The sequence below is a fragment of the Saccharicrinis aurantiacus genome, from assembly GCF_001660705.2.
Lineage (GTDB): Bacteria > Bacteroidota > Bacteroidia > Bacteroidales > Marinilabiliaceae > Saccharicrinis > Saccharicrinis aurantiacus.
Map to the genome: position 1 here is coordinate 175,859 of NZ_LYBV02000020.1, position 25,867 is coordinate 201,725.

Annotated in this window: 15 protein-coding genes; 5 read left to right on the forward strand and 10 right to left on the reverse strand. The window is 37.4% G+C overall.

Features of this window, described 5'->3' with window-relative positions; genetic code table 11:
* Position 1 precedes the first annotated feature (1 nt).
* The 10 genes from A8B35_RS08010 to A8B35_RS08055 are packed head-to-tail and all read right to left on the reverse strand — an operon-like array spanning position 2 to position 14,828.
* On the reverse strand, positions 2-2,251 hold the full coding sequence (locus A8B35_RS08010) for a GH92 family glycosyl hydrolase (RefSeq protein WP_068472205.1): 2,250 nt from the start codon (positions 2,249-2,251) through the stop codon (positions 2-4).
* Positions 2,252-2,253: 2 nt separating this feature from the next.
* On the reverse strand, positions 2,254-3,312 hold the full coding sequence (locus A8B35_RS08015; RefSeq protein WP_068472207.1) for a family 10 glycosylhydrolase: 1,059 nt from the start codon (positions 3,310-3,312) through the stop codon (positions 2,254-2,256).
* Between the two features lie 14 nt (positions 3,313-3,326).
* Complete coding sequence (locus A8B35_RS08020) at positions 3,327-4,403, reverse strand: carbohydrate-binding family 9-like protein (protein ID WP_083634367.1); 1,077 nt, start codon at positions 4,401-4,403, stop codon at positions 3,327-3,329.
* A complete protein-coding gene (locus tag A8B35_RS08025; protein WP_068472209.1) occupies positions 4,403-6,016 on the reverse strand; it encodes a C69 family dipeptidase in 1,614 nt (537 codons plus the stop codon). The genes A8B35_RS08020 and A8B35_RS08025 overlap by 1 nt, the downstream gene beginning before the upstream one ends.
* Positions 6,017-6,018: 2 nt before the next feature.
* A complete protein-coding gene (locus A8B35_RS08030; protein ID WP_068472211.1) occupies positions 6,019-7,203 on the reverse strand; it encodes a transglutaminase-like domain-containing protein in 1,185 nt (394 codons plus the stop codon).
* 1 nt (position 7,204) lies between these two features.
* Entirely contained in the window at positions 7,205-9,757 is a 2,553-nt protein-coding gene (locus tag A8B35_RS08035; RefSeq protein ID WP_068472212.1) for a beta-mannosidase, read from the reverse strand.
* A 6-nt stretch (positions 9,758-9,763) separates the two neighbouring features.
* Entirely contained in the window at positions 9,764-10,507 is a 744-nt protein-coding gene (locus A8B35_RS08040; protein ID WP_068472214.1) for a copper homeostasis protein CutC, read from the reverse strand.
* Positions 10,508-10,541: 34 nt separating this feature from the next.
* Positions 10,542-11,315 carry a DeoR/GlpR family DNA-binding transcription regulator gene (locus tag A8B35_RS08045; protein ID WP_222844120.1) on the reverse strand — a complete coding sequence of 258 codons (774 nt, stop codon included), beginning with the start codon at positions 11,313-11,315 and terminating at the stop codon, positions 10,542-10,544.
* Between the two features lie 21 nt (positions 11,316-11,336).
* Positions 11,337-12,542 (reverse strand): peptide-N-glycosidase F-related protein, encoded by a 1,206-nt coding sequence (locus A8B35_RS08050; RefSeq protein WP_068472218.1) that lies wholly within the window; start codon positions 12,540-12,542, stop codon positions 11,337-11,339.
* A 6-nt stretch (positions 12,543-12,548) separates the two neighbouring features.
* Positions 12,549-14,828, reverse strand: coding sequence for a GH92 family glycosyl hydrolase (locus A8B35_RS08055; RefSeq protein WP_068472220.1), 2,280 nt, complete (start codon positions 14,826-14,828; stop codon positions 12,549-12,551).
* Between the two features lie 393 nt (positions 14,829-15,221).
* Between A8B35_RS08055 and A8B35_RS08060 the strand changes: the two genes are divergently transcribed.
* The 5 genes from A8B35_RS08060 (at position 15,222) to A8B35_RS08080 (ending at position 25,836) form a co-directional block, all read left to right on the forward strand.
* A complete protein-coding gene (locus A8B35_RS08060; protein ID WP_068472222.1) occupies positions 15,222-18,278 on the forward strand; it encodes a SusC/RagA family TonB-linked outer membrane protein in 3,057 nt (1,018 codons plus the stop codon).
* 4 nt (positions 18,279-18,282) lie between these two features.
* Positions 18,283-20,172: a SusD/RagB family nutrient-binding outer membrane lipoprotein gene (locus tag A8B35_RS08065; RefSeq protein WP_068472224.1), complete on the forward strand. Its 1,890-nt coding sequence runs from the start codon at positions 18,283-18,285 to the stop codon at positions 20,170-20,172.
* Between the two features lie 160 nt (positions 20,173-20,332).
* A complete protein-coding gene (locus tag A8B35_RS08070) occupies positions 20,333-22,657 on the forward strand; it encodes a glucosamine-6-phosphate isomerase (RefSeq protein ID WP_068472226.1) in 2,325 nt (774 codons plus the stop codon).
* Positions 22,658-22,719: 62 nt separating this feature from the next.
* Positions 22,720-23,562 carry an ROK family protein gene (locus tag A8B35_RS08075; RefSeq protein ID WP_068472228.1) on the forward strand — a complete coding sequence of 281 codons (843 nt, stop codon included), beginning with the start codon at positions 22,720-22,722 and terminating at the stop codon, positions 23,560-23,562.
* 9 nt (positions 23,563-23,571) lie between these two features.
* Positions 23,572-25,836, forward strand: coding sequence for a family 20 glycosylhydrolase (locus A8B35_RS08080; RefSeq protein WP_083634368.1), 2,265 nt, complete (start codon positions 23,572-23,574; stop codon positions 25,834-25,836).
* The last annotated feature ends 31 nt before the right edge of the window (positions 25,837-25,867 follow it).

Here is a 25,867-nt window from a genome sequence, read left to right on the forward strand (position 1 = left end):
ACTATTTTAAATCATCAGATGGAGGAAATGCGCTAGCATCAGTCCATAAGTTTTTATTAGGTGTTGCACCCATTGTGTATACTAATTTGCCACCATTCATAATGTCTTTATGATGGATGTAAGATGTTTGAAGATCTTGCCCGTTTAAAGTGGCTTTTTGGATGTAAATATTTTCATCAGAAAGGTTGATACTTTCAATAGCAAATTCCTTACCACTTTCTAATTTAATAGTGGCATTATCTACTAAAGGTGTACCTATAACATAAATACCATCAGCAGGATTAACCGGGTAAAAGCCCATAGCTGTATAAATATACCAAGCCGACATTTGACCGCAGTCTTCGTTACCGCAGTGTCCATCGGGTGTAGCCGAATATTGCGTATCAGCAATTTGCTTTACAATCTCTTGGGTTTTCCAAGGTTTGCCTATGTAGTTGTATAAATACCCAACATGGTGGCTTGGTTCGTTTCCGTGTGCATATTGACCAATCATACCTGTGCTGAAAATTGGTAATACATCATCCGCAGTAGGATAGTAGGTAAACATAGAATCTAGTTTCTCTTCGAAACGATCTGCCGAACCTAGTTTATTAATTAAGCCTTGTGTGTTATGCGGTACAAACCAAAAATATTGCCATGCATTCGACTCGCAATAATCATCGGTATATTCCTTGGCTATAAAATGTTTAACAAAGCTTCCGTCTGCTTCAAGTGTTCTTAAAAAGGTACTTTCGCTATCGTAATGATTGGCCCAATTGTTTGAGCGTTTCATGAAGTAAGCATAGTCATCAGTTTTGTTTAAATCCTTTGCCAATTGAGCAATACACCAATCATCGTAGGCATATTCCATGGTTTTAGATACCGACCAGTTTTCGTGCTCTTTGTTTGTTGATACAAAACCTTTGGCTTTATACTCATCAAGGCGTTGTGCATCTTGCATTGCAGAAGCTTTACAGGCTTTGTATAGTTCCTCAGCATCAAAATCAGCAAGCATGCCTTTAAAGTATGCATCTACAATTACAGGTACTGAGTGGTAACCCATCATCATATCCGTTTCGTTTCCTTCGAAAGACCAAACAGGTAATAAACCTTTCTCGTGGTAATGTGCCATTAAGGATTTAATCATATCCTTAACTCGGGCTTCGTGCATGATTGTGTATAAAGGATGCGCAGCTCTGAAGGTATCCCAAAGCGAAAATAAATCGTAGCGCGTATAATCGCTGGCATTTTCAACTTCTCCGTTCGGAGCTTTATAATCGCCTTTTACATCAGAGAAAACACGTGGGTTCAACATGGTTTGATACAAAGTGGTATAGAAAGTCCTTTTTAAAGAATCGTTAGTTGTGCTGATATCTATTTTCGATAATTCAGCAGTCCATTCTTTACTAGCTTCAGCTTTGATGGTAGCAAAATCTTTGTTGTTTAGCTCCGCTGCAAAGTTGGCCTCAGCGCCTGCAATGCTCGATGAGGCAATGGCTACCTTCACTTCAATTACCTCAGCATTTGCTGAGTTGAAGTTTACCTTTACTTTGGTGTGCTTAGCTTTTGCTTCGTTCTTTACCTCTTTATCTTCGGCAAATAGATTGTATGAATCAAAGGCAGAAGAGAATTCAGCTTTAAAATAAACACGTTGGTCGGCAGCCCATCCAGAAGACATTCTGTATCCAACCAAAGTTTTATTATCAATTACTTTGATGTACGTATCCGTTGGGCCATCCCAGTTTAGCGAGTAGCCTAAATCTAAAAGAATAGCTTTGCCTTCATCTTTTGGGAAATGATAACGTTGCACACCGCCACGGCTCGAAGCAGTCATTTCTGCTTTAATGCCAAAATCTTTAAGGTTTACCCAATAGTAACCCGGTTGTGCGCCTTCTTCATCGTGTGAAAACACAGAAAAAGGACGGTTGCCATTTTCTGCAATGGTTCTGTTGCTGCGCTTATTAACTGGCATAAATAATAAATCGTACAAATCGCCAGCGCCAGTTCCGCTAAGGTGTAAATGACTAAATCCGCTTATTATCGTATCCTCGTAAGAGTAACCAGATATTCTATCCCATCCGCTTAAGCCATGATCGGGGCTTAACTGCACTGCGCCAAAAGGAAACTGTGCGCCAGGATAAGTATTACCCGGGCCATCGGTTCCCATAAATGGATTTACTAGGCTTAGTAAGTCTTCTTTAACTTGAGTTTGTTTGGGCGTGCATGCCGCAAGCAGACTAATGAGTATTGTGAATGAAATTAATTTAGTCATATCTAGTTGATTTTTGATTCGTGAATAGTTTCGAAAGAAGCCGCATCAAATAAAGACCAGCCTTTGGCTCCTGATTGTAGTGCTGTATCAAATGCTTTTTTAAGAGAATCGCCTTCGAGGTTTGGCACAAATAAGCCCGTGTAAATTGGGAATTTGTTGTTAACAGTAGCTACGCCTTCAGCTGTTGTTTCGCCAATCCAAGCAATGTCTTCCTTATAAAAGTTGTGGTAAATCATAGGAAGAGCACCATCTAAGTTCCACTGATCCCAAGCTTGGTACACCATAGTTCTTGACATCTCCGGCGATGGAAATACCGCTGCTGTTAGTGCTTTGTTTTTGCTGTGCACCATAGTTGCAATTTGATTCACCAATTGCGTTACCGTATTTAATCGGAAGTTTACCCAGTTGGCATCGGTGTTTGGATCGTCTAAAGAAAGTGGGCTGTAACCATATTCAGCTTCAAAAGCTTTTAGGTTTGATGGGTTGTATCCGTAATCCCATTCTGCATATACTTTATCTTGAACAATGTCATATTTACTCCAAAGGTCGGTTGGCAAAATGGCATCGCAATAGCGCACATAATCCAAATGAATACCATCTAAACCTTCAATTTTAAGTAAATTATTTACTTGTGTAAAGATGAGGTTTTGCACTTCAGGAATTGAAGGACAAAGCCATTGGTAGTAATCTACGTAAGGTCGTTTCTCAAAACACGATTCGCCAAGGCGATTGACTGAATACCACTCTGGATTTTGCAAAGCAGTTGTGTCACCCGGGCGGTTTAAGGTCCACATCCACGCGTGTACCTCAATATCTAATTGATGCGCCAAAGGAATAACTGTATTCAGTACTTTTTCGTTGGCACCAATGAGGATGGCGTTTATGCCCGCAGTTTTGTATTTTGCGAAATCAGCATTCCATTCTTGTTCCGTTTTTGTTTCATTGGCATGAATCCAAATCCAATTCTTTTGGGATGCAGATTGCTCTTTTTGCGAGGAACATCCGCATAGCAATGCCACAATGGCAATAAGTGCGTTGATATGTAAAAACTTCTTTCTCATTACTTATAGTAGTGCTAGTTTATTTTTCGTAATCGTCCTTCAGTATTCGTTAGAAAAGAGGTTTTTGAGTCTGGTGTTGTTCCTGTTACCTCAAAAGAGTGGCTTAAGGTGTTTAGGGTAATCTGGTATTTTTGGCTCAGTTCAATATCGATATTTAAAGCTTCTAAGCTTTTAGCATAGTGCTTGTTTAAATTGAAATATTGCTTTTGTGCTTTGTAAATATGAGTGATGAACTGACGTAAAAATTCAGTTTCGTAATCGTAGAAATTGTCACCCTCCGTTATTTCATTTTCTAAGAATGTTACCATTCCCCAAAGTTCGGGACGGTGCATATCAATGGCGCCAATGGGCGACCATACCCAATTATTTTCGGGTAAGAAACGTCCGGTATTGGGATGTTTCTTTTTGTGGTATGCACCATTAATAACTTCAGACTCCCATTGAACTCTCGAAAAGTTTATCCGCATATTTTCGCCATGAACAGGCAATCTTTTGGGTGTGTTTGTTGAAATTATGCTTTCCCACGGAATGGCTACTTCCACGGTCCAACTATCATCCTTATCATTTGGATTGTTTAAGGTGCCGTTAATTTTTATGGCAGATTGCAGGCCCTTAATGTCGTATTCGTTAATAACTGGGCCTGCCTCGCGATATGGTTTGGCCAGATATAAATCCCAAGCAGTATTTAATGCATTCAATTCTAATTCGATGTAATTGTGCGTATCTCCATTGGCATCAATAAAAATTTCAATATCGTTGTCGTGAAAAATGACTTCATCTCTATCTTTAATGGTAGCCCAAATGTGTTCTTCCTCTATGTAAAATGCGAAGTACAAAAAGTCATCGTTCCAAAGTATTTTAGCCATTGTTTCAAAGTAGGGCTTGTGTACATCACGTCCTTCAATATCAACAAATAGGTTTGTCCATTGCGCATCTTGCCACTCGGGTTTATTGATGTCGCCATTGATAACAATATCACCAGTTATTTTTTTGCATAAGTATCTCTCGGGCTCAATAAACCTAAAGTCTTGAGCTGATAAAGCTATGCTGCACAAAATTGTGATTAACGATATGTAGACTCTTCTGTTCATTAGTAATTGCGTGGTTCTTTGTTTTCAGATTCTTTTTCCCAAACAGGTAAAACGCGTTCTTCATCATCGGCAATAGCCTTACGATAGAAGTCATTGCTATAACCTTTTTGTTTTGGTCTGTTATCGGCATCACGCACCAAACCATCATTATATTTTACGATTAGATGATGCGATAATTGCGTCCATTCTTTTAGTAAGGCTTCAGCTTCTTGACTTCCAAACTCTGTAAAGTTGTTGGAACGGGTTACATTGTTGTTAGAAGTTTGTTCTTCTTCTAATGCCCTGTAATCATTAATAATATTTGTTTGTACTTCTGTTTGTTTGGCTTTTACATCTTCAATCATATCGCTATAGCGAAGATTTACATAGTTGCCCACAAAGTTGAAAACCCACCACATAGATTCCCATGAGAATTCGTTGAAGTTGGCATTGCTATACGATTCAGGAATCTCCTGAACGGCCGCATTAAATGGCATATAAATGTTGGTGTAGGTATTGTCTAAACCCAGCCACATTGTTGATTCTGTTTTAGTATCATCACCTTTTAGCTCAGCAATAAATGCATAAGCAGTAAGTGGTGTTGAAATGGGGCGTTCCCATGAAGCCTCGGTTTCGTCGACCGTAAATGTTAGCGGACGTGAGCGGTTGGGGTTGCCATGGGGCCCGGCTTTAAAGCCTTTTTCCATATCCCATGCAGTACCATCGTAATGGCTCCTGCTTAAATCCATTATATCTTGCAGCGATAATTTTTCATCGGGTTTAACCCATAAAGGATAACGCTCGGCAGATTTATCGCCACGTGCATAATCAGCTGTAAAGTTTTGTGATGGCGCTACTCTGCGGAAGAAATCCCATACGCGCATTTCGGTATATCGTAATTTGGCAGGATTTGCAGGATCGTATGTGTCGCAAAAGCTAAATGGGCCATCGGTTTTAGGATTGTAGTAGCCCTTCTTTTTGGCAAAGCTTACCACATCTTTGGCGTACATAACATTTTCCTTATCCTTAAAATTGATTTCGCCAATGCGAGCATGGTTGGCATGGGCACTCACGAATCCATCGGGCACTTTTACGGCTACCCATATGGCACCTTTTTCATTGGCACCTTTGCCTATCATTTCTAAAATCCAAGCCTCGTTGGGGTCGGCAATGGAGAAGCTTTCGCCCTCTGAGCCATAACCATATTCTTCGACAAGTGAAGTGATTACTTTAATCATTTCACGAGCCGTTTTAGAACGTTGTAAACCCAATTTCATTAGGTGCCAATATTCTAGAAATTCGTTGGTGTTGTGCAGTTCTTCTCTTCCGCCAAAGGTAGTTTCGCCAATGGTAACATTAAACTCATTAATGTGGTAACCTATGGTGTGGTATTCTTCTTTAGCTCTTGGTATAAAACCTTCTTTTTTGTTGGGCCACGAAACTACTTTAACGCTGTCCATTTTTGTGTATAAGCCACCTTTATGAACTGGAAATACCGGAGAATAGGCTCCATCGTTGGCATAAAAAATATAGTTGGCTCCGCTTTTTGATGCACCATTTGTGATTAAAAAGTTGGTGCAGGCAAAACTTTCTGCCACAAAGCAAAATACTACGAATAAAAGAAGGCTGCGCATGTTTATATTTTTTGGTTGTGGAACAAAATGATTTGTTGGTTCTCAGAAATAGCTGTCACCTTTTTTGAAACGAGCTGCCCATTGGCATTGATGAAGCTTAGACTAAAATCAGTTCCTTTCTCAACTTTAAAAGTTAAGTATCGGTTCATATCATCAATGGAGCCGCTTGTTTCTCCGCTATTAATGGTTTCGCCATTGGCAATAAGGCTTACTTCTGCTTTAACGCGATTGTTACCCGCCAAGCTGCAATCTTCATTTTTGAGCATTACCACCTGCAATTCAACGCTATTTTGTGAATTATTTCTAGCCAGTTCCTTTTGGTATAAATCAATGTATCTATCGGTAACATCAACGGCATGCACGTATTTAATATTATCATCCCATACCAATGGAAAATGTAGTTTGGTTGGCTTAAATGAGGATGCATACATCCATTGTTCAGGTTTTGATTTATCGGCCTTGCCGGCACGCTCTAAAAACCAAGCCTCGTCAAAAGTACCTGATGGATAATATTCGGTAAAGTGCCATTGGCCGTTTACATAAACCTCAACCCAATTGTGGTTGCCCGAGTTGTTAAACCAATTGGGAGTTCCGGCAACACGAGCCGGAATACCAACAGCTCTGAAGGCATCAACCAATAGTATTGATAAACCAGAACACGAAGCCATGCCAAGTTCTATAGATTCGTATGGACTCTGGTCGGGCTTTTCTCTATCGGTATTATATTCTACATTGAGCTCACTTAGAATATTGTTGTTAACAGCCCAAATGGCTTCTTCAATACTTGAAGCATCGCTCACATATTTGCTAAACCGTTTATAAAAATCAGGGCGCCAATAATCTCTGCGTTCATTTAATGAAGCATAAGGAAGGACTTCGTTAAAGAAAATATCCTTATCTAAATTTTTTGCCCATGCATAATCATTGCGAGCGATATAGGCATATTTAATATTCTCAATTAGATATTCTGCACTTAATTCTTCTAAATCATGTTTGGGCATGTATTGAATTAAAAATTCAAGGGCTTCTTTTTGCTCGCCTTTAAAATTCGCTAAAGCCATTTCTAATTCGTGTGCGTTATTGCCACTTTGGGCAAGCGCATTTTGAATTGGTTCGCTGTACTTGTTTGAACATGAAGTTGCGATAAGCAATATTGCTAGTGCAATTATATTTAGTGTTTTATGCATATTAGTATGTGTCAGTTATTGATTTAAGTGTGATGGATTCGGTGGATAAAGTTTTGCCATTGGTTGATTTAAAATCGATGACATACTCTTGTTTAGGCACTAAATCGAAATAATTGTCGCTCCAGCGTCCTTCAATAGAAGCGCTTATCTCAAGGTTTTTAATGAATGTATTGCTCTTAAGAATTACTTGTTGTATTCCGTTTTTAGAAACTACCTTATAATCGATTTTACCTTTGCTTAGCTTTAAATCTTTTACCTTAGAAAATAAGAAAGTTGATTGTGTATTGTGTTTGTCATACCTAGTATTAAGTACCAATACTAAATCGTTCAGATTTTCTGATTTGCTTAAAGAGGTTAGTGCTTCGTTAAGTATTATTTTATTCTCATTAGCTTTTAATTGGAAGTCTTTATTTTGCTCCCAAACCATTGTACCATCCAACTTAATAATTTGAAGGTGACTGCTTACTTTGCAATCCTCAATTTTATCAGATATAATGTGAACGCTTAAATTACCCTCGTTAATTATTGCTGACGAAATTACTGGCTCAAACGCCTTTTTGATAAAATATTGCATGGCTTTCCAATTGCCTAAATAGTCGATTCCCGACCAAGATACGGCTGGCCAAACATCGTTTAACTGCCAATATAAAGTGCCCATGTTAAAAGGTTTGTTACGACGGTGTGCCTCAAACCCAATGCGCATTCCTTCAGCTTGCATTACCTGATTTAGATAGACAAAATCTTGAAAGTTGCTTGGCATAATGTAGTCGCGCTTCAGGTATTCTTTAATGGTAACATTACCAATAGAACTTTTCTGGTGGGCCCGCATTACATCAGAATCTATATCCCAATCTTTCTCTTCAGAAAATGTTTTTATGGTTTCCATGCTTGGGAATGACTGAAAGCCAAATTCACTCATGAAACGAGGTACGTACTCATTCATTTTCTCAAACTCATGTTTTCCCCACCAAACACCCCAATAATGGTTATCGGCAATGTTCATGTCGGCTTTATTGCCCCAATTACTGATGGGAGAGGAGTCGTAGTAGAATCGTTCAGCATCAAGCTCTTTAATTTTTCGCGGAAGCAGTTGATTGAATAATTTATCGTAACCCTCAAGTAATTCTTTTTGGTCGGCTTCGGTATAGCCATATTTTTCTTGCCATCCCCAGTTATCCCAGCCAACTTTAATTTCGTTGTTACCACACCACATAGCTAATGAAGGGTGATTTCTTAGACGCTTAATATTGTATTCAGCTTCTTTTTCAACATTGTTTAAAAATGCATCATCAGAAGGATACATGGTGCATCCGAAGATAAAATCTTGCCAAACCAATATGCCTTTTTCATTTGCTAACTTATAGAAATAATCATCTTCGTAAATGCCACCACCCCAAATACGAACCATGTTCATGTTCGATTCAATCACATTATCGAAATACGTATCGTAAATAGAATCTCTTACTCCACCTAAAAAAGAGTGGTTTGGAATTGCATTAACCCCTTTAATGAAGGTTGGAATGCCATTTACCTTTAAATAGAAACTTTCGCCAATAGAATCAGGCTCATTGATGACTTCAATGGTTCTTAGTCCGATGCTTTGTTTTTGTTTATCCGCAATATTATCATCAATAACCAATCGTGTCTCAAAATGGTATAAATGTGCTTCTCCCATTCCATTGGGCCACCATAATTCAGGATCATCAATGGTATATTTTAGTTTAATGTTGTTTGTGCCTTTCTGTAAGTTTACTGATTTGCTGGCAACAATATCTCCATCGGCTATAAGCTTTAGTTTTGCATCTATTTGAGACGAAGATTCTACCTCAGTATCAAAAGCAATTTGAGCTTGTTTGCGACTTAGCATTTTTTGAGTAAAGTGTACATCGGTAATTTGTGCATCATTCCAGGCTTTAATCGAAATTGGTCGCCAAATACCCGATGTTACAAATCGTGGTCCCCAATCCCAACCATAGTGGTAAGGTGCTTTGCGGGTAAAAACACTCAGGTGTTCATCAGACCTATCATTATCTGCCGGATAGATAAAGTTGGATTTATCAAAGGCAGGCATGGCCATTTTTATGGGAGAGTGAAAATATATTTGAATGGTATTTTCACCTTCAACCAAGTACTCTTTCACAGCTTTATCGTAGGCAACAAACATATTTTCAGTAGAAAGAATTTGATAGCCGTTTATGCTCACGTCAGCATAAGTATCTAAACCTTTAAACTTAAAATTAATGTGTTGGTTGCTAAGCAGCTTTTGATCGACATAAAAGGTGCCCTTGTATTGCCAATCCTTATGTTCAACCCATTGTAAGTTCTCTTCATTATTACCATAAAATGGATCTTCGATAATTTTATTTTTAAATAAATCGAGGTGTACATTTCCGGGCACAACTGCAGGATACCAATCGTTACTCTCAGCTTGTGAGAATTCCCATTGGGCTTCTAAATCGTTAATGGAAAAATTTTCTTCCATTGATTGGCACGATTGAAAAAGCGGCGCCAAACAAACTGTTACTAGAACTGATAATTGAAGTATCCTGAGCATAATAGATTATTTTAGTTGTTTGATTACCGAAAGTGCTGCTGTAATTTTTTCGGTATCAACAGTTAATTTAGAGTATTCTTCAGACTCTACATTTCCCATGTTTAATCTGTGATTAAAGAATTCCATCTCAGATTTTATTTCTTTCACTGCCGACATATGAAACTCGGTGGCGCCAGTTTCTTTTTGTAGTTGAGCAATATTTGAAGCATTTACGCCGCTGCCTACTAACACTGTAATGCGATTATTGGCTTGTTGAATCATTTGTTGTAAGGTTTTACGTCCTTCAACAGCTGTATCTTCCATACCAGAACTAAGCACAATATCTACCCCAATTTCTATCAAATCATCCAAGGCTTTTTTTGGGTCATTTGACATGTCAAATGCTCTATGAAAGGTGAATTTCATTGGACGAGCTAGTTCAACCAATTCTTTTGTGCGTTTAATATCAATACTACCATCGGCATTTAAAACGCCTGAAACTACGCCATGTACACCAAGTAGTTTGGCTAATTCAATATCACTTTTAATTACTTCAAACTCTGAATCAGAGTATAAAAAATCGCCACCGCGTGGCCTAACAATTATAAATATATCAGGATGACCTGTTTCTATGGCAGCTTTAACAAAACCTGCACTTGGAGTTGTTCCGCCCTCTTTTATGTTGTTACATAATTCAAGACGATCTACTCCAAGTTTTAAAGCTGCTTTTACACCTTCTATATTGTATGTACTTACTTCTAATTTAAACATTGATGCTTTTTAATAAACTTTTTAACTGTATAAATTAGAGCAGAGTTAATCCCGCTAAGGATTTGTAGTTGATTAATGATTGGTCCTCTGGGTTGAGTTCGGTAATTAGGTAATTTAATTTTTCGGTAGGTATAATATTAAAGCTTTGAACAGAGCCAAGTTTTTCACTTAAGGCAACAGAAACTACCAAGGCACTTCTTTCTGCCATTTTTCTTTTTACCAAAACTTCTGTTCGGTCAATATCGGTTAATCCTTTTTCAATGCTAAAGCTTCTTGTACCAATGAAAAAGATATCGGCATTTACCTCATTTAATATATTAATGGTATCTGCGCCAACTGTAATAGGAACGCCTGATAATATGCGGCCTCCTAAAAAGTGCGTTTGAATATTTGGTTTATTGAGCAATTCAATGGCAACAGGTAAACAGTTCGTCATTACTGATATATTTATATCGTTGGGTAATTGACTGGCTATTTCTTGATTGGTAGTACCTCCATCTATAAAAATAAGCATATCGTCTTTTAATAACGAGATGGCTTTTTGTGCGATGATCTTCTTCTCTTCAAAGGCAAAAGTTTTTCTATCATCATAGTTCATAGGGATGTATGCCGAAGAATCGTTCAGCACCGCTCCGCCATGAACTTTTCTGATAAGTCCTTTTTGCGAAAGTTCTTTTAGATCTCTTCTAATGGTATCTTCAGAAACATTCAGTTCTATACTTAATTCTGATGATAAAACTTTAGATGATTGTTTTATCATATCCAGAATTTCCTGATGCCTTTCTTCCTTTAACATTGTAGTGTGCATATTATATATAATTAGGTGAATTTATTGTAGTGTTATGTATGCGGATACGTTCCAATGGTTCAATTCATTTTCCTTTTCTTGTTGTGCCTGAGGAATTGAAATTGAGATTGTATTTTCTCCTTTTTTCAGGTTGTTGAGTTCAATAACAAAGGGCTCCACTTGTGAGCCTGGGCACCAGTTTGATCGAGAATAATCAGATGATGCAATAAACTCATCAATTTCTAATTCTTTGGTATCTCCTGTTTTTAGGTTGCCCATAACGGCAGTTCTTTTTTCAGTCCAAACACCAGAATGCGGGTTGAAGCGTCTGAACGAAGCACAATCATCTCTCCAAGGAATATCGCTATAAATGATTTCATTGTTTACTGTGATAATGTTCTCCTTTTTTACAAATTCGTCGCCACCTGAGTGACCACCATGACCCGTTGTGATGTACTGTAATTGAGCGCTTTTATAATTAGCGGGTAATTCAAACGTGTATTCTAAATTACCTCTGCTAAAACCATCATATAGTTTTTCAGGTTCAATATACCTTACAGTGTTTACTAATGGGATTACCTGAGTTTTTGTAATAGGATCTACTTCAGCTTTCGATTCTGTATAATTTAGTTTGGCAGAGAATTCATATCCTCCTTGAGTCCATACATCAATAAAGGCCCCAATCCATACTTCTCCTTCTAATTCGCTAATTAGTTGAGTTACATCTTGCTCCCAAACTACTTTTTCTTCCCAATGTGGGATGTATACAGGCTTACGTTTCATTAAGTTCGGATCGTTAGAATAATACCCGATTCCAAAAGGAGTCATAAATCTTAAAATCTCAATCGAAGGCTTGTAATTTTCAGTTGGTACAACACCCGGAAATTCAATGTTTTGATTCTCGAATTGGGCTTTAAAATCACTGTCTAATAAAAAGTTAATATCACTGCTTTGCGGAATTAAAAATAGTGAGCCTGTTTTATCCCAGGGATCGCCAGCTGATTTAATTTCGGCCTGAACACTTACTGTAGCTTGTTTGCTGTATTTTGGTAACTGTACTTTTTTTAAGAGAATTCTTCCGTTATCAACTTTAATAATCTTCTCATCTAGATTTGTGCAGTTTTCTGCCGGATTAAAGTTGACTGCTTCCTCATTGAAAATAACAATGGAATTATCTCCAATAGATTGATCTTTAACTGAACAAGCTGATATGATTACTGCTAAAGCAAATATTATAATTCTATTCATAGTAAATTAGTTGTTTAAGTTGCTTACTGATGGCGGGCGAGAGTTTACTTCTGATGCCCATTCTTTGTTGGGTTTGTTGCCCATTACAAAGTGTAATTCTCCGCCATTCATGATTTCTTCGTAAGAAATATACGAGCGGTTTAACTCTTTGCCATTTAAGCTTGCTGATTGTATATAAAAGTTTTTGTCTGAATGATTTTCAGTTGATATAACAAATTGTTTATTTCCTTGCAAGTTAATGCAGCTTTTTGCAAATAATGGTGTTCCAATAATAAAATTACCGTCGGTTGGATTAACCGGGTAGAAGCCCAATCCGCTTAAAACATACCAAGCAGACATTTGACCCATATCTTCGTTACCGCTAATTCCATCAGGAGAATTTGGATATTGCTCTCTCATAATTTGATGTACTAACTCCTGTGTTTTCCATGCTTGGCCAATATAGTTATACATATAAGCAATGTGATGACTTGGTTCGTTTCCATGCGCATATTGCCCAATCATACCAGTGATATCTGGAGATGCATCTTCTCCTGTAATCTCTGAGCTTTCGTTAAATAATAAAGTTAACTGTTTTTCAAAAGCATCTTCATTTTCAAACTGATTAACGAGTCCTTGAATATCGTGCAAAACAAACCACGAGTGTTGCCACGCATTTCCTTCTGTATAATCTGTTCCAACTCTGTGTGCGGAGTGTTTAGGATCAAAGTTTTCTCTCCAATTGCCATTGGAGTCTTTACCGCGCATAAAACCAACTCTTCCGTCGAATAAATGTTGGTATGCCATTGAGCGATTTAAGAAATAATTGTAATCATCCGTGTATCCCAATTTATTGGCCACCATTGCTACGCCGTAATCATTGTAAGCTAATTCTAAACTGATGGTTACTGATTCATCCATTAAATTATAAGGGATGTAGTTGTGTTCTCTCAATTCTTTAAGTCCGCGTTGGTCTTGCATCATGGTTGCTTTCATTGCTTGAAAAGCCCTTTCAGTATCAATGCCCGGAAGATTTTTCATAATAACTTCGGCAAGCATTGAAACGGAGTGATAACCTGTCATGGTATTGGTTTCGTTTCCTGCTAAAACCCATACCGGTAAAATGCCAGTTTCATCGTAATGAGCCAACATGGTGTTGGCTATATCTATAGCAACATCGGGGTTTGTAATGGTTAATAATGGGTTTTGTGCTCTAAAAACATCCCAAAGTGATAATCCCGAATAATGATTTCTACCATCAGCTTTATGTACTTTTATATCGCCACCTCTGTATTGCGAGTCAACATCCGACGATAAAGTTGGGGCTAACTTAGAACGATACAAGGCTGTATAAAAAACTGTTTTTTTGTCAATATCTTCTCCCTCAACAGTAATGTTGCTTAAGCTTTCTGTCCATATATTAGCAGCCTGTGTGCGTGCTGCATTAAAATCCCAAGCTTGGTTCTCTGTTTGCAGGTTTGCAATAGCGCCTTCTTTACTAACGCTAGAAATACTAACCTTAACTAGTATCTCATTAATATCTTGGTTGAACTTAAATAATGTATTAATGGCTTTTCCGGTTGCTTTTTTGTTTTTGGCTATATTAATATTACCTGTAGATATTACATCTTGAATTGGTTCTGAGAATTTAGCGCAGAAATACACCCTTTGATCTTTGGCCCAGCCTGTGCTATATCGTTTTCCGATAATAGTATGTGCATCTATATACTCAATCTCAGTTTCGGTACTTGCATCCCAATTTACAGCATATCCAAGGTCAAGTACTATATTCCTATTACTACCTTTCGAAAAAGAATATTTATGGAAACCTGTACGAGGAGTAGCTGTTAACTCTGCTTTTATACCTGTTTCTTTAAAGTTTACACTGTAATAACCAGGTTCTGCTAATTCATCATTGTGGGTGTAATATGCAGCATAAGGCTTATCATCTCGTTGTTTATATAGTGTATTTATATCAAAATCGGCAATTGTCGGCATTAGTGAAATGTCTTGTAAATCTCCAATTCCCGCACCGCTAAGGTGTGTGTGACTAAATCCAACAATTATACTGTCGCTATAGTGATATCCTGATACCCAGTTCCAACCTGATTGACCATTGTCTGGACTTAACTGTACCATCCCGAAAGGTAATTGAGCACCTGGGTATGTGTGTCCATGTTCATCCGTGCCGATAAATGCATTTACGTATTTATTCGGCAAATCCGCATTGGTTGCAGTATTTGTTGTATTGCAACTACTTATAGTGATAATAAGCATGATTGCAATATAGTAATGTCTTATTTGCATGGTATAGTTTTTCGAATCAATATCAAATATAATACCAAAAATGCACAAACATGCATACTGTTCTTCGTGTTATTAATATTTTATATAACACATTTTATATTTTAGTTAAACTTTATTTAACAAACGAACATCTCGTATGTCATGTAAATACAGGCTTGTGTTGTTTGTGAGTGTTGTTTTATAGGCTGTTTGTGTGATGTTAAAATAAAAGATAAAAATCTATTTCTTTACTTTTCTTATTTCTTGGCATGTGATTTGTTAGTGTATTGAAACGAAAATTAACACTTGCAAACGTGCATAAACACGAAACTAACTCACAGGAGAACATTAAGGGGATGAATTACTATGATTCAAACCTACTAACACACTTAATTAATTTATAAAAATCATTACATGAAAAATCTATGGTTATGTATTTTTTTACTGTTTACGGGGGCAGCATTTGCGCAGCAAACAGTAACAGGTAGGATCACTACTCCGGAAGATCCTGAGGGATTACCTGGCGTTAATGTTACCATTAAGGGTACTACTAACGGAACGATTACAAATATTGATGGAATGTATTCTATCGATGTTCCTAGTGCTGAATCAGTACTTGTTTATTCTTTTATTGGGTATAAGAATATTGAAATGCAAGTTGGTGATGAAACGAATATTGATGTTACATTAATAGGAGACTTTGAACAGCTTGATGATGTTGTTGTAACAGCATTAGGTATTAAAAGAGAGAAAAAGGCACTTGGTTATTCTGTAGCTGAGGTAGGTGATGAAGCTTTTGAGACATCTAAAGCAGCCAATCCAATGTCGTCATTATCTGGTCGTCTTTCAGGTGTACAAATTAACTCAACCGGACAGGGGCCTGCAGGTTCTACATCGGTAATTATCCGTGGTAATGCATTAGCTGATGGATCTAATGAACCATTATACGTAGTTGATGGTGTCCCTATTTCTAACAATCAGTATTCAGATGCCAATAATAAAGATGGTGGTGGTATTGATTCAGGTAATGGTATGTCAGGTATTCCGGCAGATGATATTGAGAATATCTCTGTATTAAAAGGAGCTTCTGCAACTGCATTATATGGTTCTAGAGCAATTAACGGAGTTGTAATGATTACAACTAAATCAGGAAAAGGAACAAAAGGAACAACTGTTGATTTTTCATCTACAACCACAATTGACCAAGCTCGTGTTTATTCAAACTGGCAAGATCAGTATGGACAGGGTAATTTCGGTAGCGCGCCAGCTTCAATGCAAGAGGCTAAAGACAATACAAGTATGTGGGGTGCTAAATATTCAGATGTTGATACTTATACTGATTATAGAGGTAACACTTCAGAATATCGTTTTTACGATAATGAAAATAATTTCTACGAAACTGGTGTAACATTAAGTAATAGTGTTGCAGTAAATCACAATACAGAATCTTCATCAATCAGAATGTCATATAGTAACCTTACAAATCAAGGTATCGTTCCAGGAACGGAGTATGATAGAAATGTAATTACGGTGAATGGTTCTACAAAAGCACTTAATGATAAGTTAGAGTTAACAACTAAACTATCATATATTAATGAGAATTCTACCAACCAAATGATTGGTAACTCACCGTATGGTGCAAGTTTAATGGGTACGCCAAACAACGTTCCATTATCAGACCTTAAGAATTATAAAGATCCTGTAACAGGTATGCCAATTGGTTTTGGTGAAAGAAACTCAAATGTATATTGGAATTTACACGAAATCAATCACCAATATACAAAGGACAGAATTATGTCTATGGCACAAGCCAAATATACCATTACTGATGATTTAAGCGTAATGGCTAGATATGGTAATGATAAAACATTCTTCAACAACGAATCACTGTGGCCTATGGGAACTCCTTTTTATGAGTCAGGTAGAGCTTCTACTATTAGAGCAACAGATTCAGAAACTAACGTTGATGGTATGTTGAGCTACAACAAAGATTTTGATGGTTGGGGTATGACAGTGAATGCTGGGGGTGCCATGATGCATAATGTATATGATGAGTTAGAAATGTTTGATGAGAACTTTGTAGATCAATCTTTACAAAAACCAGGTTTTGGTCAAACAAGACAGCACTTTCCTTTATACCGCGAAAGAAGAATTAACTCTCTTTTCGCAACAGCACAATTCAGATATCAAAGTATGTTCTATGTTGACTTGTCTGCACGTAATGACTGGTCATCAACATTACCTTTAGATAACAACTCTTATTTTTATCCTTCTATTAGTTCATCGTTTATCTTTACTGAATTATTCGATCAGCCATCTTGGTTTAGTTTCGGAAAAGTGAGAGCTTCATGGGCACAAGTAGGGTCAGATACAGATCCTTATATGTTGCGTCCGTTTTATAAAGTGGATGGTAACTTACATCCAGGTCATGGAGGCGACTCTCCTTCAGCTGAAATTGATGGTGGAACAATTCCTAACGACAACTTAAAGCCATCGATGAACGAGTCTTACGAAGTTGGTTTAGATTTACGTTTCTTCAATAATAGAGTTGGACTTGATCTTACTTATTACAACTCTACTGCGAAAGATCAAATTGTACAAGTAGCTACTTCAGCAACATCAGGTTGGGAAAGAGCAATTATTAACGCTGGTTCTATTCAAAACTCAGGAGTTGAGATTAGTTTAAATGCAGAAGTAATTAGAACAAAAGATTTTAGCTGGAATACAACATTAAACTATGCTTACAATGAGAACATGGTTCTTAGCTTAGCGGATGGAGTAACTCAGTTAACATTATTTGAAAGTAATGGTGTAAACATTGTTGCACAGCCAGGTGAAGAGTATGGACAAATTTTAGGTACAACTTACCAAAGAGATGACAACGGTGATATTGCTTTAGATGCTAATGGCCGACCAATGGTATCTGATGAATTACAAACTATTGGAAATGCTTATCACAAAACAATGGTAGGTTGGGTAAACCAATTTTCTTATAAAAACTGGTCAGCTACGGTAGTGTTTGATGGTAAGTTTGGTGGAGATATTTATTCTACAACAGAAGCAACTGCATATAGCACAGGTAGACATCAGTCAACTTTACAAAGAGAAGGATATGATGGCGGTATGTGGTACCCAAGCGAACTAGGTGGTGTAGGAACAACATCAACACCGCAAGAGTTTTACCAGTCGGTATCTAATGTAGATGAGCAGTTTGTTTATGACGCGTCTTATATTGCCATTCAAGAGATTAACCTTTCTTACACATTACCATCTCGTTTCTTCGAAACTAACAAATATTTAAGAGGTGCTTCAGTAGGCTTATTTGCCAGAAACCTTGGATATGTTTGGAAAGCTACAGATAATATCGATCCGCAAGCATCATTCTCAATCGCAAATGGTGGAGCAGGTGTTGAGATGGGTAATATGGCATTACCAGCAAGTTATGGTTTCAACTTAAATGTAAAATTCTAGAACAATGAATACTAAAAAAATTATATACATAATGCTTGCAGCAGTTTTAACACTGACTACTGCTTGTACAGATAACTTTGATAAGACCAATTCGGATCCAAACAAAGTTGAGAAAATTGACCCAGCATATTTGTTTACTCGTACTTGGATGCGTTATAACGGATCTCCGCACGAGGAGTTAAGAAGTAACCTTATCATGGCAGGTCCATTATCAGGTATTCTTCAATCGGCTTACAGAACAGGTCAAGGTTTCGAAGGAAATAACGATGGTTACAACGAAGCCAAAATGATGGAGATGTATAAAGATGCAGTTAAGCACGGTGTCGATATGCTACAAATCTTAAAAACTGATACTGAAAATGATAATACAGCAAAAATTGCAATGGGTACTATTACTATGCAATTTGTATATCAAAGAATAACTGATCTTTATGGTGATATCCCTTACCATGAAGCAGGTTTAGGTTTTCACGAAGGAATTTTTTATCCGGCTTATGATTCTCAAGAAGATATTTATAAATCTTCAGTAGATTCATTAAAGAAGTATCGCGATATTCTTTTAACGACTGATGCTGAGCCTTTCACAGGAACTGAGGATATCTTTTTTGGAGGTTTATCTCAAGATGCAGCTAAACAAGCTTGGGCAAAAACAGCAAACTCTTTAATTTTAAGATTAGGGATGCGTGCATCAGCAGCTGACGAGAGCTGGGCTCAGGAAACAGTTGAAGAGGCAGCAGCTAATCAAGCAGGATTAATTACATCAATCGAAATTGCTGATGGTTTTATTATGCAAACCAAAGCTGTTGGTGGCGACTGGGGTAACCATATTAATGGTGCAAACTCTGGTGGTGCTTTACACGGATGGGGTCATGGATATATTGGTGAAGAGTGGTTACGCGAAGCACAAAAGAATAGAGATCCAAGAATCTTTTATACTGTAGCACAGGTAATCAATAATAGCGGATGGAAAGCTTGGACAGGAATGCCAGATTACGATGCGTTTGCTCAAGCTTCAAGACCCGGTGAGCCATGGAAGCCTGTAACTTATATGCCAGTTAGAGCTGGAGGTACAGAGTCGTATTCTATTCGTGGTATGATGAGTGTTGATGGAGATAGATTATTTGCAGATTGGACTGTTGAGTTGGATACATCTGCAACAGGTTCTCCTGAGTATGTACAATATCACACAGTTGCATCAGTTAATCCAGAAACTATTGGACATCAAGAAGCTCCGATTGTTGTGTTTGGTGGCGACGAAACTTACTATATTTTAGCTGAAGCAGCACAAAGAGGATGGAGCGTTCCGGGAGATGTGAACTCAAATCTTGAAATGGCTTTGAATATGACATTTGATAAATATCCAACTTTATTCGGAACAGAGTCAAACTCACCTCGCGAATATATGGCTAAGCAAGCTGCTCACGAGGGTGTAAACATCGATTATAACGATATGGCTTCTGTTTATATCAATAATATCATGTCTGAAACTATTGATTTAGAAGTTATCTGGACAGAGCGTTGGAAATCAATGATGTCAACATTTACATATGATGCTTTTGCACTTTGGAATAGAACTAACTTAGAAATTGTTCCTCAAGGTATTTCTTACCCAGGAACTGAGTTTATGGAAATTCCATCGTATACTGCTGAAGAGGTAGCTAATCCTCAATTAGGTGTTGCAATCCCAGCTAGCGATTATACAAGTGAGCCATTCCATAATGGTGGAGATACAGGCGGTACTCGTCCTCGTAGAATCAACTACCCAAATAATGAGCGTACTAACAATACTGAGCATGTTGAAGCTGCTATGGCACGTCAGCAAGCAGAGTATGGTAGAGCGGGTAGCGGAACTCATTTTATTACAACTAATATGTGGATTTCAAAAAAGAACTAGAAATACATCTTATATAGCCCATCTTAATGGTGGGCAATATCAAATTTAAATTTATTAAGGAATCTACAAACCAAAAAACAAAGGGCTCTTATTCTTATTAGATAAGAGCCCTATTTATAATTAGTTATACCTTAGTTGTATAACAAACATTTTTTTTACCATGAAAGTAGATACGTTCTCAGAAGTCGAAAAAAAATTTATTGAATTATCTGGTGTCACCACATCTTCTACTAAAACCCCGTATGTTGTGGTCGATAATTTTCCGAAACTTGGGTTTATGACGGCCCTAAGGTTTTTGGAGTGGGTTAGCGAAAACCCTAACGGAGTTATTAGTTTACCAACCGGAAAAACACCTGAATATTTTATTCGTTGGACCCAGTTTATGCTTGATAACTGGAATAACGAAAAAGGAAAAAAGATAAGAAAAGAGAACGGACTTAAAATAGAGAAGAAGCCCGACCTTAGTAAACTACATTTTGTACAGATTGATGAGTTTTATCCAATCAGTTCAAATCAAAAAAACAGTTTTTATCACTACGTTAATGAGTATTATATCAAAGGGTTCGGATTAAATCCGGATAATGCTTTATTAATAAACTGCGACGAAATTACCTTGGCCGATGGTAAATCTTTTGCACAGGTTTTTCCTGATAGTACAGTAGATTTATCATTGCGTTATCGCGAGGCAAAAGGCGCAACCGAAAAAGAGCAGCAGCAATCTATCTTTATGATTGATGATTGGTGTGTGCAATACGAAAATAAAATTCGCGAAAAAGGTGGTATTGGTTTCTTCTTAGGAGGAATTGGTCCTGATGGGCACATTGCTTTTAATACCCGAGGAGCCGATCATTTCTCTACTACGCGTTTAACTAAAACAAATTTTGAGACTCAAGCCCAAGCCGCCGGAGATTTAGGTGGTATCGAGGTGTCAAAAAATCGTTTGGTAATAACCATCGGTTTAGAGTCTATTACATATAATAAAGATGCCGTAGCATTAATTTTTGCTGCAGGTGAAGCTAAAGCACCCGTAGTTAAAAATGCTTTGGAGTGCGATCCTTCGGTACTATATCCAGCTACTGTATTACAAAAGCTTAAAAATAGCAGATTCTATATCACTAAAAGTGCTGGGGTTAAGCTTAACGATAGTGTTGATGCTTACTATAGAACTGGTGAGTGGACCGCTGAAAAAACAGAGCGTGCCATTATCGACTTATGTCGAAGAATTGATAAGTTCGGACCTAAATTAGAGTTAAGCGATTTACAGGCCGATACTTATTGTAGTCTTATTCCTAATTTATCTTTAGATACAGTTCAGGAAGTAATTAACTCAGTAACTGCTAAAATAGAAAAAGGTCTTCGCAAAGAGAAAGACCAGACTTTCTATCATACAGGCCCGCATCACGATGATATTCAATTGGGTATTCAGCCTCATGTAAATCGTATTCTTCGCGATCCATCTAATGAGTCGGTATTCTCAGTTTTAACTTCAGGTTTTACTGCGGTAACTAACGATTTTGTTACAGAAACATTAAATAGCATCAAAAGACTTTTGGATGAAGGACGCATTCAAATGGTTGATTTTCCTGATTTCTTTGAGTCGGGTTATAAATTTAAATGGGATAAGGATGTATATCACTTCCTATTAAATGTAGCATCTGAAGAAAGTTTAGAGCGCGTTAGAGGTTTGTGCCATAGAGTGGTAAGAGCCATAGTTCAAATTTGGGATGTTTATAATAAAGAAGAACTTAGAAATACCATTAATGCTATTTTAGCAAATATCAGAGATAGTTACGATGGACAAAAGAATCCTCCTAAAATTCAGAAACTGAAAGGGATGATTCGCGAGTTTGAAGAAGAATTAGTTTGGGCGCATTCGGGTGTTCAGGTTAAAAACGTTCGTCACTTACGTTTAGGTTTCTATACAGGAGATATCTTCACAGAGCAGCCTAATAGAGACAGAGATGTGGCACCTATTTTAGCTGAGTTTAAAAAGGAGAAACCAACCGTAATTAGTTTGGCACTTGATCCAGAGGGAAGTGGACCAGATACGCATTACAAAGTACTACAAGCTATTGCTGATGCGGTTCGTGTATGGAGCGAAGAAGAGGATTTAAGCAACTTGCGCATATGGGGATACCGTAACGTTTGGTTTAAATTTGCTCCTTCAGAGGCTAATGTAATGGTGCCGGTAAGTTTAAATGCTTTGGATGTATTAGATCGTTCGTTTAGCGATTGTTACTTAAGTCAAGTAAATGCATCATTCCCAAGTCCTGAGTTAGATGGTAAATTTAGTACATTAGCCAAAAATATTTGGGTCGATCAGCTCGAAGCAGTTCAATATCTATTAGGAAAAGATTACTTTTACACCAATAGTAATCAGGCAATACGTGCAAGTCATGGTCTTATTTTCTTTAAAGAGATGAATGTGAAAGAATTTTTAGAGCAAGCACGCGAGCTCGAGAAATCTATGGAAGGCGTAAATTAATACAAAACACATTATCAATATATAAGCCTGCTTTTTAGCAGGCTTTTTTTACTCATATAATTATGGATACAGTTTTAGGAATAGATATAGGAGGAACCTCTATTACTTGTGGATTGGTAAAAGGCAAAGAGTTAATATCGGTTCTTAGTAAACCTACCTTGGCTGATAAAAGTGCAGAAGAGGTGTTCGAAAATTTAGCTTCGTGCATCGATGCCTTAATCAATAATCAGGTAAAAGCAATAGGCTTAGGCGTTCCCGGTTTATTGAATCAAGAAGAAGGATGTATTTTAAATATTTCCAATATTCCTGCTTGGAAAGATTTCCCACTAAGGAATAAGCTACAAGAAAAATATAATATCCCTGTTTTTTTAGATAACGATGCCAACTGTTTTGCATTAGGAACCAAGCATTTTGGAAAGGGTTATAATTATAAAAACTTTGCTGGAATTGTGTTGGGTACCGGAGTTGGTGGTGGTTTAATTATTGATGATAAAATACATAGTGGTTTATTCTGTAGTGCCGGAGAAATAGGATGTATGCCATATAAAGATGGAACATTCGAGACCTATTGTGCTAGTACATTTTTCCCGAATAACTATAAATTATCAGGTAAGGAAATGGCCGATAAAGCCAATGCTGGTGATGTAGATGCAATAGCGGCTTTTCATGCTTTTGGTTACCATTTGGGTAAATTGGCTACAAATATCATTTTTACCTTGTCGCCAGAGGCAATTATTCTAGGTGGTTCAATCAGTCAATCTTTCCACTTGTTTAAAAGCGGATTAGATGCAGCCATGGAAGAATTTCCATTTAAGAGTATTTCATCTAATATTGATATTATTCCCGATCACTTCGATAATATTGCCGTATTAGGGGCTGCCGGATTATACTATAACTCACTTTAAAATTAAGATATGACATACTTCCGTTTTTCTGTTTGGATGCCATTAATTGTGGCTCTTATTTTTATGAGTTCATGCTCGCAATCACAGAAAGTTCAAGCAGATGAATTAGCCTTAGTACCTCTTCCTAATCATATTAAAATTACAAATGGTTCGTTTCAGCATCAAAGTATAAAACTCATAATTGAGGATAATACACTTTCTGAAGCATCTCAAAAACATTACATTGCCGGTATTGAGCGTTATTTTACGCTTAATGATAAAGCAAATGCACAGTTGGTACTTCAATTAAAATCTAAGCTTCAGCCCGAAGCGTATGAATTAGATATCAACAAAAACAATATTGTAATTGCAGCTTCTACTAATGAGGGTTTTATATATGGCCTTGTTAGTTTATTTCAGTTGGCAGACCAATATTCTTCTCAAAACGCAGGTTTACCATGTTTATTAATTAAGGATGCACCACAATATTCGTGGCGTGGGATGCACTTAGATGTGTGTCGCCATTTTTTCGATGTTGACTTCATTAAGAAGATGCTTAACGGAATGGCCTTAAATAAACTAAATACTTTTCACTGGCATTTAACCGATGATCAAGGTTGGCGTATTGAGATTAAAAAATATCCTGAGTTAACAGAAAAAGGCGCTTGGCGCGAGGAAACAGTAATAGGCCACATGGCTGAACATCCACTACGGTTTGATGGAGAAAAGCACGGTGGGTTTTATACTCAGGAACAAATTAAGGAAGTAATAGCATATGCAAGTGCCCTTGGTATTACTGTGGTTCCAGAAATTGAAATGCCAGGACATGCGGTTGCAGCTGCACGTGCTTTTCCTGAGTTGACTTGTACAGGCAAGCCTCTACCGTTTAATGAGTGGGGCGTAAGCGACGATGTTTTTTGCGCAGGTAACGAAAATACTTTTCACTTTTTACAAGATGTATTGGATGAAGTGATAGAATTGTTTCCATCGGAATACATACATGTGGGTGGCGATGAGTGCCCTAAAACAAAATGGGAAGAATGTAAAAAGTGCCAAGCTCGTATGAAGGCCGAAGGATTAAATGATGAAATGGAATTGCAAAGTTATTTCATCAAACGTATGGAGAAATACATCAGCTCAAAAGGCAAAAAACTCATTGGATGGGACGAGATTCTTGAAGGTGGTTTGGCCGAAGGCGCTACGGTTATGTCGTGGCAAGGCGTTTCGGGAGGTATCGAAGCTGCTACACATGGACACGATGTAATTATATCGCCAAACGATGATGTTTACCTTAATTTTTATCAGAGCCCATATAACGAACCAACTGCTATTGCAGGTTTAATTACCATGGAATCTTTATACCATTGGTCGCCAATGCCCGAGGGTTTAGATGCCAAGTATCAGCACCATGTTTTGGGTGCACAGGGTAATGTATGGACTGAGTATATGAAAACTGAGGCTGATGTAGAATATATGGCTTATCCACGCTTAGTGGCCATTGCAGAAATTTTATGGACCGAGGATTCTTTACAGAATTTTCAGGACTTTACGCGTAGAATGAATCATCAGTATAAGCGATTGGATGATTTGGGTATGCGTTATAGAGTGCCATATCCAGAAGGAGCTTTACCCGTTGAAGCATTAAGCACTGAAAATAATACGCTAGAATTAACTGTTCCGATAAATGATGCTTCTATCTACTATACTTTAGATGGCACTTGCCCCAAAGAAAATGGATTGCTTTATCAGGATGCAATTGTTTTTACAGACCAGCTTACTACTTTAAAATGTATAAGCAAAACAAAAAATGGTAGATGGAGTGCTGTTCACACATCTAAGGTTTATGTAAATGATCTTCTTATAAAATCAAGCATTGATGCTAAAGAAGGAGCACGCTATAAAATTAAAGCAGGAGAGTTTACTGCTGCAAATGTTAGCTTCTCGGCTGTTGATAAATCAGGACTTATGCAAGGCATAGGTATTGCATATGGTGCTCCCGATAAGATCTTCGCACAAGAAGTATCGGGTTTTATTCAAGTTCCCGTTTCTGGTATTTATACTTTTAAGCTTACGTCTGCAGATGGAAGTATTTTAAGTATTCATGATAGAGAAATTATCAATAATGATGGTTTTACCTATGCGCGAAGCCGAGAAGGAAGAATTCAACTTGAAAAAGGGTTGCATCCGTTTGTTATAAAGTACTTCCAAGCCAAGTACGATAAAGTTCTTACCTTATCAGCTATTGCTCCTGACGGAACAATTATCAACTTCGATGGTGAGAATGTTTATCATTAAAAAAGGATCGTAAAAAAGATTAGCTTATCAT